15 protein-coding genes are annotated in these 14,802 nt (G+C 63.5%); 10 read left to right on the top strand and 5 right to left on the bottom strand.

Features of this window, described 5'->3' with window-relative positions; translation table 11 throughout:
- The first annotated feature begins 136 nt into the window (after positions 1–136).
- Both AC4P1R_RS09835 and AC4P1R_RS09830 read left to right on the top strand, forming a co-directional pair.
- The gene (locus AC4P1R_RS09835; protein WP_069461575.1) at positions 137–346 is read left to right on the top strand and encodes a cold-shock protein; all 210 of its coding nucleotides are present in this window, start codon (positions 137–139) and stop codon (positions 344–346) included.
- A gap of 138 nt (positions 347–484) precedes the next feature.
- Complete coding sequence (locus AC4P1R_RS09830; RefSeq protein WP_069461615.1) at positions 485–712, top strand: hypothetical protein; 228 nt, start codon at positions 485–487, stop codon at positions 710–712.
- 59 nt (positions 713–771) lie between these two features.
- Here the strand turns inward: AC4P1R_RS09830 and AC4P1R_RS09825 are convergent, their stop codons facing one another.
- Positions 772–1,521: a class I SAM-dependent methyltransferase gene (locus AC4P1R_RS09825; RefSeq protein WP_492176817.1), complete on the bottom strand. Its 750-nt coding sequence runs from the start codon at positions 1,519–1,521 to the stop codon at positions 772–774.
- Positions 1,522–1,869: 348 nt separating this feature from the next.
- On the opposite strand from AC4P1R_RS09825, the gene nthA reads away from it, so the two are divergent.
- From nthA to AC4P1R_RS09810, 3 genes are read left to right on the top strand one after another with little or no spacing between them, the layout of a single operon-like run.
- The gene (gene nthA, locus AC4P1R_RS09820; RefSeq protein WP_492176815.1) at positions 1,870–2,511 is read left to right on the top strand and encodes a nitrile hydratase subunit alpha; all 642 of its coding nucleotides are present in this window, start codon (positions 1,870–1,872) and stop codon (positions 2,509–2,511) included.
- Positions 2,508–3,167, top strand: a complete 660-nt coding sequence (gene nthB / locus AC4P1R_RS09815) for a nitrile hydratase subunit beta (protein ID WP_492176813.1) — start codon at positions 2,508–2,510, stop codon at positions 3,165–3,167. The genes nthA and nthB overlap by 4 nt, the downstream gene beginning before the upstream one ends.
- Positions 3,136–3,531 carry a nitrile hydratase accessory protein gene (locus tag AC4P1R_RS09810; protein ID WP_492176811.1) on the top strand — a complete coding sequence of 132 codons (396 nt, stop codon included), beginning with the start codon at positions 3,136–3,138 and terminating at the stop codon, positions 3,529–3,531. The genes nthB and AC4P1R_RS09810 overlap by 32 nt, the downstream gene beginning before the upstream one ends.
- A gap of 73 nt (positions 3,532–3,604) precedes the next feature.
- Here AC4P1R_RS09810 and AC4P1R_RS09805 read toward each other — a convergent pair whose 3' ends face one another.
- The 4 genes from AC4P1R_RS09805 to AC4P1R_RS09790 form a co-directional block, all read right to left on the bottom strand.
- The gene (locus tag AC4P1R_RS09805) at positions 3,605–4,414 is read right to left on the bottom strand and encodes an anti-sigma factor family protein (protein ID WP_492176810.1); all 810 of its coding nucleotides are present in this window, start codon (positions 4,412–4,414) and stop codon (positions 3,605–3,607) included.
- The gene (locus AC4P1R_RS09800) at positions 4,411–4,965 is read right to left on the bottom strand and encodes an RNA polymerase sigma factor (protein WP_492176808.1); all 555 of its coding nucleotides are present in this window, start codon (positions 4,963–4,965) and stop codon (positions 4,411–4,413) included. The genes AC4P1R_RS09805 and AC4P1R_RS09800 overlap by 4 nt, the downstream gene beginning before the upstream one ends.
- Positions 4,949–5,323 carry a COG4315 family predicted lipoprotein gene (locus AC4P1R_RS09795; RefSeq protein ID WP_069461616.1) on the bottom strand — a complete coding sequence of 125 codons (375 nt, stop codon included), beginning with the start codon at positions 5,321–5,323 and terminating at the stop codon, positions 4,949–4,951. The genes AC4P1R_RS09800 and AC4P1R_RS09795 overlap by 17 nt, the downstream gene beginning before the upstream one ends.
- 192 nt (positions 5,324–5,515) lie before the next feature.
- The gene (locus AC4P1R_RS09790) at positions 5,516–6,604 is read right to left on the bottom strand and encodes an AbrB family transcriptional regulator (protein WP_492177732.1); all 1,089 of its coding nucleotides are present in this window, start codon (positions 6,602–6,604) and stop codon (positions 5,516–5,518) included.
- Positions 6,605–6,931: 327 nt separating this feature from the next.
- On the opposite strand from AC4P1R_RS09790, the gene AC4P1R_RS09785 reads away from it, so the two are divergent.
- The 5 genes from AC4P1R_RS09785 to AC4P1R_RS09765 all read left to right on the top strand — a co-directional run bounded on the left by AC4P1R_RS09785 (position 6,932) and on the right by AC4P1R_RS09765 (position 14,792).
- A complete protein-coding gene (locus AC4P1R_RS09785; protein ID WP_069461617.1) occupies positions 6,932–8,059 on the top strand; it encodes an ATP-dependent DNA helicase in 1,128 nt (375 codons plus the stop codon).
- A gap of 480 nt (positions 8,060–8,539) precedes the next feature.
- Positions 8,540–11,605 (top strand): ATP-binding protein, encoded by a 3,066-nt coding sequence (locus AC4P1R_RS09780; protein ID WP_492176807.1) that lies wholly within the window; start codon positions 8,540–8,542, stop codon positions 11,603–11,605.
- A gap of 61 nt (positions 11,606–11,666) precedes the next feature.
- The gene (locus AC4P1R_RS09775) at positions 11,667–12,803 is read left to right on the top strand and encodes a YcaO-like family protein (protein ID WP_492177731.1); all 1,137 of its coding nucleotides are present in this window, start codon (positions 11,667–11,669) and stop codon (positions 12,801–12,803) included.
- Positions 12,804–12,811: 8 nt separating this feature from the next.
- Positions 12,812–13,579: a TfuA-like protein gene (locus AC4P1R_RS09770; RefSeq protein WP_492176806.1), complete on the top strand. Its 768-nt coding sequence runs from the start codon at positions 12,812–12,814 to the stop codon at positions 13,577–13,579.
- Positions 13,580–13,616: 37 nt separating this feature from the next.
- Entirely contained in the window at positions 13,617–14,792 is a 1,176-nt protein-coding gene (locus AC4P1R_RS09765; RefSeq protein WP_492176804.1) for a gluzincin family metallopeptidase, read from the top strand.
- Positions 14,793–14,802 lie beyond the last annotated feature (10 nt).

Genomic DNA, 14,802 nt, shown 5'->3' with positions numbered 1-14,802 from the left:
GGTGATATCGATGTTGATCGACGATGTTTGTTTCTGCGCTGCGGCGCATCGTCACGGAGATCCTGACAAAATCGGTTTCAATACACTGCTGAAAAGGCGGTGTTGGTCATCTATGCGCGTTTGAAAGGATATCAACGTGGCCTCAGGAACAGTAAAATGGTTCAACAGCACCAAGGGTTTTGGATTTATCCAGCCTGAGGATGGCACTGCAGACGTGTTCGTGCACATTTCGGCGGTGGAGCGCGCCGGGTTGTCGACGCTCAAGGACGGTCAGAAAGTAAGCTTCGAGCTTGCCCAGGATCGTCGCACGGGCAAGACTTCTGCAGAAGACCTGCGTGCCCTTTGAGGGTATCTGTCACGGTGCATGACGAGTTTGTCATCTCCCGGCCTTTGACCACGGATGTACTGGCATTGGCAGGTCGAGATGGTGAGGAAGGTCGGGTTCGCCCGGCCTTTTTTATTGCGCTTGGAAAAGGAGGCGTTCGTGAAGAACACCAATACCAACGGCCTCTTCAAGGCTGAAAAGAAAAATCCGGCAGACCGAATGGATCAGGCAACGCTGGCTTCCCGCGCAATCCTGGAGCAGGAAACGGCCGCGCGCCAGAAGAAGACGGCCCGCCTGAGACAGCTGCGGCTAGGACAGGAAGCGGCCGAAGCGGCGAGTGCGGCTGCCGCACCCGCAAAGAAGCGCAAATCGCCAAAGCGCAAGTGAGCTGGTTCACCTGCCTTCGGCAGGCCGACAATCGGCGATGAGACGAAGGAAATCCTCGCTCAGGCCTGCAGTGTCATGACCACGATCCAGGCCTGCCATTTCAGCCCGGGTATCTTGAGGAGCAGATTGTCCATGCGTTCGCCGACACCGCGAATCGTGCGTCCGGCGGCTCCCATCCGGAAAGGTATCGAGGCCAGCGTCGACAGGCCGAAAAACTGTAGGTCGCATCCGGCGAAGTGCGCGCGCACGATGTCGAAATCGGACTTCAACAGCGGATGCTCATCTATCGTCCGGGATTCTGGTGTCCTGCGCCGGTAGAAATTGATTGCCGGATTGTGCCCGAGAGGCTCGAAGAAAATTGCGCGGCCCGAGGGGCGCAGCACGCGCCGTATCTCCCTGAGCGCATCCTCGAGACTGAGGTGATGCAGGATACCGCTGCCGAAGACGACGTCGAAGCTTTCGGTCGGAAAGTCCATCTTTTCCGCATTGTCGACCTTGAAGGTGGCGTTGGTGATCGACCGGCGTGCGGCCTCGGCATTCGCCTGGGCAATGGCCACATCAGAAATGTCGATGCCGGTGACATGTCTGGCCGTGCTGGCGAGACCGATGCTGCTTTGGCCGTTGGAGCAGCCATATTCCAGCACATCCTTGCCTGCCGTCGCCTGCCGGACCAGCCGCCAGTACGCCGCGACAGCGGCTCCAACGGCGAAATAGAAGGCGTCTTCCTTGCGCGCTTCGGTCGCGCCGAAGCGCTCATTGTGGAAGTCGCGTTCCCGAACGAGGCGCTCGTCCGCATGGCTCTGCATCATCTTCCCGTCCTCCTCCCGGCGCTCTCGCGAGCGGTGCACCAGTCTGTCTGGGTGAATGCGCGTGCTGCCCCTATTTGCCGCTGCTGTCCGACCGCTGCAATTTAGCACAACGAGCAGGTCGACACAGCAGGACACGAAATGCGTTGGTATGTTTGGTAGGTCTCAAATTCTGCCTGAGGAGAATAACGTGCAATCATCTTCATTCTGCAACAATAAATTGCGCCGTGCAATAAGGGGAGGGCTCGTGGATTGCAACCTATCCGCACGTCGCGATCCGTTCAGAAATCGATTCCGGTTTCCACCGTAGTGGATTAGAAATAATGCTGATTCCGGCAGGGGAGTGATGAAATGTCCGAGCACCGCCATGGCAATGGGCCTGAGCATGACCACCCTCACGACAATCACTTCACCGATATGGAAGCGCGGGTGAAGGCGCTGGAGAGCCTGCTGACGGAAAAGGGCCTGATCGACCCGGCAGCCATCGATGCGATCGTCGAAACTTATGAAAACAAGGTGGGGCCGCGGAACGGCGCCCGCGTCGTCGTCAGGGCCTGGGCCGATGCCAGCTTCGCCGAGTGGCTGCGGCGTGATGCAACGGCGGCGATTGCGAGCCTCGGTTTTACCGGCCGGCAGGGCGAGCATATGCGCGCCGTGTTCAATACGCCCGAGACGCATAACCTCGTCGTCTGCACGCTCTGCTCCTGCTATCCCTGGGCGGTGCTCGGCCTGCCGCCGGTCTGGTACAAGGCGCCGTCCTATCGCTCTCGCGCCGTGATCGATCCTCGCGGGGTGCTTGCGGAATTCGGGCTCGACCTGGCGGCGGACAAGAAGGTCCGCGTCTGGGATTCGACCGCGGAGCTGCGTTATCTCGTCGTGCCGGAGCGGCCCGACGGCACGGAGGGCATCAGCGAAGAGGCGCTCGCCGACCTCGTTACGCGCGACTCGATGATCGGCACGGGGCTTGCCCTTTCTCCGGAGGCGGTGCGATGAACGGACCGCACGATCTCGGCGGGCAGCAGGGTTTCGGTCCGATCGCGCCGGAAAGGAACGAACCCGTTTTCCATGCCGAATGGGAGAAGCGGGCACTCGGCATCACGCTCTCCTGCGGGGCCTTTGGCGCCTGGACGCTCGACGAAAGCCGGCGCGCGCGCGAATGCCTGCCGCCGGCGACCTATCTTTCGGCGAGCTATTACGAGATCTGGACGCGCGCGCTCGAGCAGCTCTTGAAACGGCACGATTTCGTCACGCAGGCCGAACTCGATGCCGGCCGTAGTCTGTACCGGGGGCGCGAGCCGAAAAAAGTGCTGAAGGCGGAGATGGTCGCCGGCGTGCTCGCCAGAGGCGGCCCCTGCGACCGCCCGGTCGGTACGCCGCCGCGCTTTGCCGTCGGCGAGAGGGTTCGCACCAAGAACTTCAATCCGGAAACGCATACGCGTCTGCCGCGCTATGCCCGGGCAAGGGCGGGCGTGGTGGAGGCGGTGCAGGGAAGCTTCGTTTTCCCGGACGACAACGCCCACGGCAAGGGCGAGAACCCGCAATGGGTCTATACGGTCGTGTTCGATGGGCCTGAAATCTGGGGCGAGGGGGGCGATCCTACGCTCACCGTCTCGATCGATGCCTGGGAGAGCTATCTTGAGCGCGCATAAGGCTTCTTCTCCGCTCCTCGCCTCTGCCGGGCTTCCGAGAGCGGCCGGTGGCGAGCCGGTCTTCGCCGAGCCCTGGCAGGCGACCGCCTTCGCGATGACCGTGCGGCTCCACGACCAGGGTCTGTTTTCCTGGGATACCTGGGCCGAAGCTCTGTCCGCCGAACTTCACAAACCGGGACGCAAGGCGGATGGCAGCGACTATTACGATTGCTGGGTCGCGGCGCTCAGCGAATTGCTGAAGCAGCTTTCCGTCGCCTCCGGCGCGGAACTCGAAACTCTCACCCAAAGCTGGCAACGCGCGGCGGAGGCGACGCCGCATGGGAAGCCGATCGTGCTTGAGAATGACCCTCTGCGGCGGGGGTGATGCGGCGGTGAAGTTTGTCGCGGTCGAGCCCACATGGCCGGCAGGCCAGAGGGGTGAGAGCCCCTCATTCCAATCATGACTCCGATGCCCCTTCGAATTGCCTGTAGCATTCGTGAGCGATCTTCTGCAGGAGGTCGCGCGGCACTTCGCCGGTGACGGCATAGCCGATCTCGCCGTCGATCCAGTAGAAGGTCTCGATGCCGCCCTGGCTCGACAGGCGGAAGCTCGTTTCACGGTTCTCCGCATTGCGGCCGAGAAGCACGGTCAGCCGCTGCCCGGTTCGGTCCTCATACATCAGCATGGCACCGGCGGTTCCGTTGACGGGCAGGAGCCTGCCGCCGACGAGCGAGAAACCGAGCGGGGAGAGATCGGGGATATTCAGGGTATAGTCGAGCCGCTTGCCGAGCCAGGTTGCGAGATGCGCCTCCTGGTCGGCACCGACCTCGACCGGGTGGCGGACTTCGCTCGCATAGACGAGGAAGGCGGACTGCGCCTGCCGGGGCAGGGACTCGGCGGTGGCGGTCGCGGCGGGCGGTTGCTCCGGCGTGGCGAGGCGCGAGCCGTAGGCTCCGGCAAGGGCGCCGCCGGCAAAAAGCAGAAGCCCGGCGGCGATGCGGCGGAAGAGGGGCATGAGAGACGTGCGCGAGGCGGTGGCGCGCCCGCGGGCGGTGACGCGCAGGCGGTCGCTCGGGTCGCCATGGGCGTAGGGCGCGAAGTGCTGTTTCAGCGCTGCCGCCTGCGCCTGCCATCGGCGCACCTCTTCGGCCTCGGTCGGGTGCTTCTCAAGCCAGGCTTCGACGCGCCCTCGTTCCGGCTGGCTCAGATGGCCATCGACATAGGCGTGCAGGTCGTCTTCGGAGACGGTGTTGAATTCATCCGTCATTTCGGTCTCCGCAGGGCAATCACATTGTCGTCCTTCATCGCTTGGGCCAATTGCCGGCGGGCGCGCGACAGGCGCGACATCACCGTGCCGATCGGGATGGCCAATATCTCCGCCACGTCCTGGTAGCGGTATCCCTCGATCACCACGAGCATCAGCACCGAGCGGTTCTCCGGCGAGAGCCGGTCGAGCGATTGCTCCAGCCTGCGCCTCTCGAGTGGATCGCCGCGTTCCTCTTCAGTGACGAGGTCGAGCGTTTCGTCGAGCTCCACCTCCGGATGTTGCGTCTGGCGGCGATGGCGGTTCCGATAGAGGTTCGTCATGATGGTGAAGGCCCAGGCGCGCAGGTTCACGCCCCGCCACTGCGCCCGCCGCGCCAGCACCTTCTCGACGCAGTCCTGCAGCAGGTCCTCGCCATCGGCATCGGAGCGGGTGAGGCTGCGCGAATAGCGCCGGAGGGCGGGCATCAGGGCCAGAACATTTTCTTCGAAATCGTCGGGCGCAGAGGCTTTCACCTCTGCGCTCGCCCTTGGACCGTCACGGCCTTGCGACATCCCATTCGCCCTTCACGCCGTCACCGGTGACGTCGCCCATCTTCTCGTCCTTGACGAAGAAGTAGAGCGGCATGCCATCCTTTGCCCATTGCTTGCTGCCATCCTTGCGCTCGACGATCGTGTAGGGCGCCTCGGCCGCAGCATCGCCTTCGACCATGAAAGGCGGCCAATTCTTCGCACACTGATCATAGCAGCTGGAGGCGCCGCCCATATCGTCCTTATAGGTATAAAGCGTCATGCCATTTTCGGCGGCCAGCACCGGCCCCTTTTCGGTGTCAACGGTCTTGACGGGCGGCGCGGCGAGGGCGGAAGCGCCCGTGGCCAGGCAAATGGCGATGGCGAGTGGCAACGTTTTCATCATGGGAGATTTCCTTCCTCGGTTTGTGGTGCCGCGCGAAAGCGCGGACCCGGCGCAGGCTGGTATGCAGATGAGAAGACACGGGAGGGGGCGGATTTATTCCCATTGCGCCAGTGACGGTTGCAGCGATGTCCTTGATCAAGGACGCGGCCGCGGCGTGGAGACTCCCACGCTTGCGTCGACAGGGCCTGCTCAGGCCCGGTCGGCGACGAAGCGGGCGAGCACGGGGCCGATCAGCGTGATGATCAGCAGGCGCGCGGTCTGCAGCGCCATGACGAAGGGGAGATCGACATTGCTGGAGGCGGCGATGACGGCGATCGAATCGAGGCCGCCGGGGCTGGTGGCGAGATAGGCGGTCAGCGGATCGATGCCGACGGCCCTGATGAGCAGCAAGGCAAGCAAAGCCGAAAAGCCCATCAGCACGAGGATGGAGACAACCGTCGGCAGGAAGGCGCGGCGCGCATGAGCCACGATCGTCCGGGTGAAGCCGAGGCCGATATTCCAGCCGAGCAGGGCAAATGACAACGCCAGCAGCCATTGCGGCAGTGCAATTGTCAAAGCGCCAGTGACGTTGAGCGCCGAACCGATGGCGAAGGGGACGAGAAAGGCGCCGGCGGGCACGCGCAGCACCTTGCCGAGGAGCCCGCCGACAATGCCGACCGCGAGTGTCGCAAGGAAGGGAAGGGCGGCGATCGGCGCGAACAAGGCAGTTGCGTGGCCGGCTTCGGCGTCGCTGACCCAGAGATGGGCGACCACGGCCGCGGCGCTGGCGACGAAAACGACGCGCAGATATTGCATGAAGGCGACCAGCCGCACATCCGCGCCATAGGCGTCGGCCATCAGCAACATGGTCGAGGCGGCACCGGCCGACGATCCCCAGATCGCCGTCGTGCCCGGCAGGATGCGCATCCGCGTGATCGTCCAGCCCGAGAGCGTGCTGACGCCGATCACCGACAGGATGACGGTGAGGAAAAGCGGCCAGTTGCCGGAAAAGGTTGCGAACAGATCCGGCCGCATCGAGGCGGCGATCATCATCGCCAGAATGAACTGGACGCAGAAGAAGAACTGGCGCGGCAGGCGGATCGTGCCGCCGTTCATGCCGACGATGGCACCCGCCGCCATTGGCCCCATCAGCAGGCCTGCCGGAATGCCGATCGCCTCGAGGACGACGGCGAAGACCATGGAGAGAGCGGCGAGCACGAACCATTGGACGGCCGGGGGCAGGCGCCCCATCCCGGCATTCTTCGGTGGTATCGGCGTGGCTGGCTGTTCCGGCTTCAAGCTCATCTCCGCAGGGGATCCGCGTGGGCGCGAACGCGCGCATTCTGAGACCGTCGTCTGGTTAGCAGCATTGATCGTGCCCGCTCAAGGTGCACTGCAAGATTCCGCCACAGTGGTCGCCTCAGAGAATGGCGCGCGGACCGCGGCGCATGCGGCCGATTGGCTGCCCTTGGCGGCAGAATGTTCCGTGTGAGCGCCTTTTTCGAAATCACAGTGCCGCGCGCCCTTGCCGCATGTCTCCTTCGACCGACCTCTCCAATCCTGGCCAGCCACAAGATGTCCGAATCCGGGCTTGCGCCGAGCCCCCGAATCCTGACACTGCAGGGCATGCAGTTCGCTCCGCAACAGGATGAGGCGCTGAAGGCCGTTTCGCGTTGGCTAAAGGAAGGCCGCTCGCCGCTTTTCCGGCTGTTCGGCTATGCCGGCACCGGCAAGACGACGCTTGCGCGGCACTTCGCCGAACATGTCGACGGCGAGGTCCTGTTCGCCGCCTTCACCGGCAAGGCCGCGCAGGTGCTGCGCTCGAAGGGCGCCAGCAACGCCAAGACGATCCATTCGCTGATCTACCGGCCCCGCGGTGAGGAGGAGGTTGAGGACGAGCAGACCGGCAAGACTTCGGTCGCGCCGATGTTCGCCATCAACCGCCAGAGCCCGGTCGCAAAGGCGGCGCTGATCATCGTCGACGAATGCTCGATGGTCGACGAGGCGCTCGGCAAGGACCTGATGAGCTTCGGCACGCCCATCCTCGTGCTTGGCGATCCGGGGCAATTGCCGCCGGTATCCGGCGGCGGCTTCTTCACCAATCAGGAGCCGGATTATCTGCTTACCGATATCCACCGGCAGGCCCGCGACAACCCGATCATCCAACTCGCCATGCATGTGCGCGAGGGCAGGGAGATTGTGCGGGGCGATTATGGCACGGCGCAGGTGATCTCCAAGACGGAGGTGACGCAGCCGCTGGTGCTGGAGGCCGACCAGGTGCTCGTCGGCACCAACCGCACGCGGCGGCGCTACAACCAGCGCCTGCGCGAACTGAAGGGCTTTACCAGCGACTATCCGCAATCGGGCGACAAGCTCGTCTGCCTCAGGAATGATCCGGCCAAGGGCTTGCTCAACGGTTCGCTCTGGCAGGTCATGAGTTCGTCGAAGGAAACCGTAAAGCCGGGGATCAACCTGATGATCCGCCCGGAAGACGACGACATGGATCGGGGTGCTGCCAAGATCAAGCTCTTGAAGGCGGCGTTCGAGGATGTCGAGGGCGAGATACCCTGGTCCACACGCAAGCGCTACGACGAGTTCGACTATGGCTATGCCCTGACGGTGCACAAGGCGCAGGGCTCGCAATGGGACAATGTCGTGCTCTTCGACGAGAGCTTCGCCTTCCGCGACACCCGCGAGCGCTGGCTATACACGGCGATCACTCGGGCGGCAGAGCGGTTGACGATCGTCCGGTGAGGGGCGCCGGCAAAGCCCTGAAAAGTCTGCCTTCTGGTGGTGTGCGCCATAGCGACCCGAAGGTGCCGCCCCTCACCCTAGCCCTCTCGCCGCAGGCGGGGAGAGGGAACTGGAGGGCGCTGCGAGTTTCCTTCGCCCCGCCTGCGGGGAGAAGGTGGCCGGCAGGCCGGATGAGGGGCAATTGAACGGCCCGGGGGATCGACTTTTTTGCACTTTGTCGTGCTCTGGGGAGCAACTTCCCCTGGGGAAACAGCTTGCCGCAACGTACCTGCCTTGCGCCTGATTGCTAGCGAGCGGTTGCATGCAACCTGCCGCCGATTGACATCGGTCCGTTCGACCGTCAGCCTCTGACTGCAATATCGGCGGTTGCTAGCCCATTCAGGTCAACAACGAAAAAAGTATTACGAGAAAGCGATACTGTTTAGATCTGGGATGCCGCGCGCCGAACTACGGTTGTGTCGCGGAAGGCGGGGGTGGTGCATGCTGCGCGAAAGCGGGATCAAGACACCACGACGAGCGGCCGGGCGCGGAAGGCGCGCGGGCAGTTCCTTTGCGCCCGGCGGGGAGCGGCGCATCGTCACGGCGCTCTGCTACGATCTCGTCGGGTCGACCGATCTCCTGCATCTCATGGACATTGAAGACTACCAGGAGCTGATGTCCGCTTTTCAGCGGGCGGCGAGGCAGTCGATCGCTTCTCACTCCGGCGTCATTCAACACGAGGCTGGCGATGGTGGCGTGGCCCTTTTCCCGGTCGAGCTCGACGCCAGGGATTCCGCCTCGCTCGCGATCCGGGCGGGGCTCGGGATCGTCGATGCCTGCGAACGGGTTGGCCGCGAGGGCGGACGGGACGATCTGGGCGTTCGCGTCGGCATCGCCACGTCCATCGCGCTCGTCCGCGACCCGTCGCAGGAAGGCGGGATGGAAGAGCCGGTGACCGGCGCCGCGCTCGCCATGGCCACCCGGCTCGAGGCCATCGCCGACCCCAACAGCGTTCTCGTTTCCGAGGACACGCGCAATCTTGCCGGACGTTCGCATGCCTTCGTGTTCCAGGGCAGCAAGACACTCAAGGGCTTCGCCGAACCGGAGAAGGTCTGGCGTGCGCTGGGGCACAAGATCGAAGTCGACCGCTTCTATGCCTATGGCAGGGTTGCGGGCCCTCTCATCAATCGTGAAAGCGAACTGGCCGCCATCACCCGCCTGTGGGACGGCGTGTTGAGCGGGCGCGGGGCGGTTGCCCTGCTCGAGGGCGAGGCGGGGATCGGCAAGTCGCGGCTGCTGCGGGAACTGCGCAGGCGGACGCGCGACCGGCGGACGAAGCTGCTTTTCTTCCAATGCCTCCCGGGCGGGCTGCGCTCGACGCTGCATCCGCTGCTGCACATTCTGCCTTCCGAAACCGGACAGATGGGCCCCACGGCTGCGGCGGTGCAGGCCCTCTTCGAGCGCAACGGCATCGTGGACGCGGACGTCATCGACATCTTTGCCTATCTGCTCGGGGCACAAGGGCGGAGCCAGGTCCTGCAGAACGACAGCCCCAGCACGATCCGCGAGAAGGCATATCGCGCCGTCGATCAGGCGCTCGAGGCGATCTGCCAAAACGGGCCGGTCGTCATCGCCGTCGAGGACATCCACTGGATCGATCCGACATCCCGCGACTTGCTCGGCGAGGCCGCCCGCATCATCCATCGGTATCCCGCTTTCCTCATCGTGACCTCGCGTCCCGGTGAGCCCTCGGAATGGCTGGAGGCGGCAGACCCCACGCGCCTGTCGCTGCGGCCGCTGGACCGCGGCGAGACGAGATTGGCGATAGAAGCCAAGTGGCCGCAGCACCGGCTGGCGGTGCTTCCCGAACTCTTCGAGGTGACGGAACGGATTTCAGGCGGCGTTCCTCTCTTCATCGAGGAGATTTGCCAATGGGTCGCCGAGAATGTCGACGCTGGCAGGAAGAGCCTTTCGGAGAGCGTCAAGCCGGCGCATCTGTCGGCATTCGAAGCGATCCTCGACGCTCGGCTCGAACATCTGGGCTCGGCGCGCGACGTGGCGCGGGCGGCCGCCGCCGCCGGCACGCACGTGACCTTGCCGCTGCTTCGCGCGCTGCTGCCCGACTTCGGCAAGAAGGCGATTGCAGCCGCGGCCGACACGCTCTGCGAGACCGGGTTCCTGACGCGCGTCCGGGTACCCGGGCGCATCGCCTACGGTTTTCGCCACGTGTTGGTTCAGGAGACGATCTATAACGCGCTGCTGCGCAAGCAGCGCCAGGTACTGCACCGGCGCCTCTATGGCGCCGTCAGCCAGAATCGCGCCGTGGCGACGTGGGTCGATACGGGAAGGCTGGCCGAGCATGCGGAGCGAGCCGGGCTCTTTGAGGAGGCGGTCGACCTGTACATAGCGGCCGGAAAGGAAAGCTCGAGCCGCTCGGCGATGACAGAGGCGCGGCAATATCTGGAACATGCTCTCGGCCTTTGCGGCCAGTGTGGCGAGGGACGCCAGATCGAGTCACGGCAGCTTGCGGCGCTGACGGCACTGGGGCCGATCCTCACCGGACTTGTGGGCCTGAATTCACCGCCCGCGCGCAAGCTTTATGAAGGCGGCGTCGAAATCGCCCGCCGGCAGCCGATGGAGGAGCAATCGAAATGGTTCCCGATCTATTGGGGCTGGTGGCTTACGGGCTCCGATTTCCGCGCCATGCACGACCGCGCCCTGGAAGTGCAGTCGATGCTGGCAAAGACCGAGGACCCTGAGATTCAGCTTCAGGTCAACCATTGCATCTGGGCGATCGATTTCAATCTCGGACGGCACCGGGAGACGCAGGAGGCGATCAAGGCTGGCCTTGCGCTCTATGATCTGCGACGGGCGCAGAAGAGCCGGACGGAATTCGGCGGCCACGACGCGAAGGTCTGCGGTCTCGGACAATTGGCGCTTTCCCTCTGGCTGACGGGGCAGACGAAGGCATCGGATGCGGCACTCAGGAGGATGATCTCGTTCGTCGATCGGATCGGCCACGTCCCGAGCAAGGCGCACTCGCTCGACACCGAGGCGGTCTCCGCCTTCTATCGGGAAGATTTTGAATATCTCGCCCAAATCTCGGAACGCATGGCGGAGTTTGCCGGAAAGCACGGGATGCAGTCGCTGTCCGGTCTGTCGCTTCTGTGCGGCGGGTGGGCGGAGGCGCACAGGGGGGATCTTGCAAGCGGTCACAAGCGATTCCGTGACGGATTGGAGCTTTTGAGAGGCCTCGGCGCCGTCGCGGATCTGCCGATCTACCTTTACATGCATGCAAGTCTGCTGGGGCGTGCCGGAAGTTTCGCGAGCGCCATCGAGGTGGCCGACGAAGCGATCGCCAAGTCGGAGGAATCCGGCCATGCCTACTGGTTGGCGGAGTTGCACCGTTGCCGGGCGTTGCTCAAGGCTCGGGCCGGCACACATAAGGATGCGCTTGCTGCCGACCTGAGCGCAGCCGTTGAAATTGCGCAATGCCAGGGGGCAAAAGCCCTCCTCAAGCGCGCCAGACGTTCGATCCAGGAGCTTGGTGTTGTTGTCAGGAGCTGATCCATTGCGCCTGAATGGTGCGCTTGCCGATCTACATGCCGCGATCGTTTCAAACCTACACATGTCTCTCTCTGAAGACCAAACTGCTGAAGACGTGGAGCACCGGTTCCATGCGCTTCTCACCCTCTGTCGTCGCGCGCGAATAACCCGGATCGGCGACCTGACCGGGCTCGACCGAGTCGGGCTTCCGGTCGTGCAGGCCGTTCGGCCCGCCGCTCTTTCCGAAGTCACGTCCCTGGGGCGGGGGCACTCCACAGCGGAGGCAGCTATCGGAGCGACCATGGAAGCGCTTGAACGCTACTATGCCGAGTCCATTCCGGTGGAGCAGATATTTTTCGCCACCGCCGACGAACTCGAAATCGCCGACGGGCTATTCGAGAATCTTCTCTTGGCCGAGCGGCAGGGCAACTGGCGGTCAAGCACGATATCCTGGATTGTCGGCGTCGATGTTATCAGCGGATCGAGGTGTCCGGTTCCCCTGGAACTGGTGCATACCTGCTACACCGATCCGCCTCCCGCCCATGATGGATTTTTCCTGCGCACGACTACGGGCCTCGCCTGCCATATGGATGGCTGTCGGGCATTCCTGCATGGGTTATTCGAGTGCATCGAGCGCGACGCCATCGCCCGCGCCTTTGCAACCCACGGCTTCTTCGACCGGATGCGAATTGCCCCCACCGGGCTTGGTGATCGGGTCGATCAGATCCTTTCGGCTACCGCGCTCCGCGGAATATCCTCCGGCCTGTGGCTCGCGCCTTCGCCGACGGGCGTCCCGGTCGTGTGGTGCCAGACGATCGAGATGGGTCCCGGCGTGCCGATCCTGGCGCTTCCGACGGAAGGTTACTCGGCCGGACCGAGCCTTTCTGCGGCGGCGTCAAGCGCAATGCTGGAGGCGCTGTCGGCGCGGGCGGGTGCGATTTCCGGCGCACGCGACGATCAAACCAGAAAGCATTATAGAAAAAGCACCGACGCCGTCGTTGCCACGGCGCGCCAACTTATCCTCGAGGCGCCATCTGGGGCGGTCGCGGCAACTGAGACGCCGGCCGTGATCAGCGATCTCGCCTCGTTGTTGGAGAGGGTGACATCCGCTGGCCTGGGGCCGATACTGGCCGTGCCCGTGGGATCGGATGACGAAACGGGTGTGCGGTGCGTGCGAACCGTCCTTCCTGGCGCTACTCCATTTTTCCGTCTGCGATGAGCGTTCAGATGGCCGAAACAAAAGTCGACGGTCCCATCCTCGTTTTTCTCGGCCCGACGCTGCGTCTCGCCGAAGCCGAGGCTGTGCTCGACGCTGTCTATCTGCAGCCCGCCGCGCAAGGGGACATGCTGCTGGCCGCTCATGCCTTTCGTCCCCGCGCCATGGTGCTGATCGACGGGCAGTTCGAAGATCGGCCGGCCGTTCGCCACAAGGAAATCCTCTGGGCGATGGCACAGGGGATCGCGGTGATCGGCGCTGCCAGCATGGGCGCGCTCAGAGCCGCGGAACTCAACGCCTTCGGCATGGTCGGCGTCGGGCTGATCTACCGGTGGTACCGGCGCTGGCAGCTTGCTCCGGACGATGCGGTCGCCGTCCACTCCGGGCCTGCGGAGCTTGGCTTTCTGCCTCTGACGGACTCCCTAATCGATCTCCAGCGGAGCTTTTCCGCGTGGATGCACGGCAAGCTCATCACGCCGGCCGAGCGCCACCTGCTCACAACAATCGCGCGAGCGATGAATTTTCGCGAACGGTCCATCGGTGCGGTCATGCAGACGGCGGGGTGGCCGGAAGACAGGATCAGGCAGGTGCGGAAGGAAATTCACGGGCAGAAGAGGCACGATGCGCTCCTTGCCCTGCGCATGGCGCCAAGCCTGGCGATGCAATGGAAGCACGCATATGCGCCCGAACCGTGGCTTGCGACGAACACCCTCATCCGGGATCTCGAGGCGAGTGGCATTGACTCAAATTTAGTGAACACTTATAAATTGAATCCCTAATTGCCGGATGTTCCGATCGAGGGGAGGCAATTGTGCGATGCGTCTGCTTCGGGACGATTCCCTCGAATCCGCAAATGCGCGTCTTGGAACGCGCTTCTGGATCTACCCACAACCGCCCTTCATTCCCGGATATGAGCAACCGGACCGCGTCTGGCTGTCGATACCACGTGACGAAATCGGCGCGGGTCCCAGCGATGTGACGATGTATGTGGTGGATCCTGCCTACGACAAGCAACCATACGGTTTCGACCGGTTTCCGCCGTTCGAGGGGGAGAGGCGCCCGCCGGCAAGGCCGGGCCCGGACCGCCACTTCGACAACATGGTTCCGGGCTCACGGCCATTTCTGGCAGTTCACGCCTATGCCTGCGTGCGCTTCGTCCTCGACATCTGGCAGAGTTATCTCGGCCGACCGATCCGGTGGTTTTTCGATCAGAGGTTCCCAAGGCTCGAAATCGTCGCCTTCGTGGATTGGGACAACGCACAGGCGGGTTACGGCTTTCTGGAGTTGGGCTGCTCCGAAGTCGATGGCATCAGGCGGCCCTACGCTTTGAATTTCGATACGATCGCTCACGAAGTCGGGCATCTCGTAATGCTGTCCGAGACAGGTATTCCGAGCGGGATACCGCGCGACGACGATTTCTTTTCGTTCTCCGAAGCGTTCGCGGACATTGTGTCGCTGATTTCTTTCCTGCATTTCGATTCCGCGATCGACCGGCTTCTTCGGCGAACGAGAGGCAATCTTCTGCTCTACAACGAACTGAACCGCTTCGCAGAAACGAGTCCCGAGACCCAGATCCGCCTGGCAACCAATTTCCGCCAAATGCACGCGGTTACCCGCGAAGTGCACGACCGCGCGCTTCCGTTCATCGGAGCCATCTTCGACAGCATCGTCGATCTCTATCATCGCGATCTCGTCGCGAACGGCTGCGCTGACGGCAGCCTCCTGGATTTCGATATCCGGGAGCTTGCGCGGGATGAATTCGACCGCTTTCGTCAGGCGACGGCAGATGCCTTCGGGATCAAGCCACTCACTTTCAAGCGGGCACTGACGGATGCTCGCGATGCAATCGGGCAGGCGCTTGCTCTTTCGCTGCGGACGCTCGATCCCAACATGGTGACCTTGGCGCAGGCAGCAAGCGCCGTGATCGACAAGGCGGGCGACGCGGCGGCCGAACGGCTGGAATCCAATTTTGTGTGGCGTGAGATCATTTGATTGGAGATGA

The sequence above is a fragment of the Sinorhizobium sp. Y406 genome, from assembly GCF_058732025.1.
This window is presented reverse-complemented; position numbering and strand designations above follow the sequence as displayed.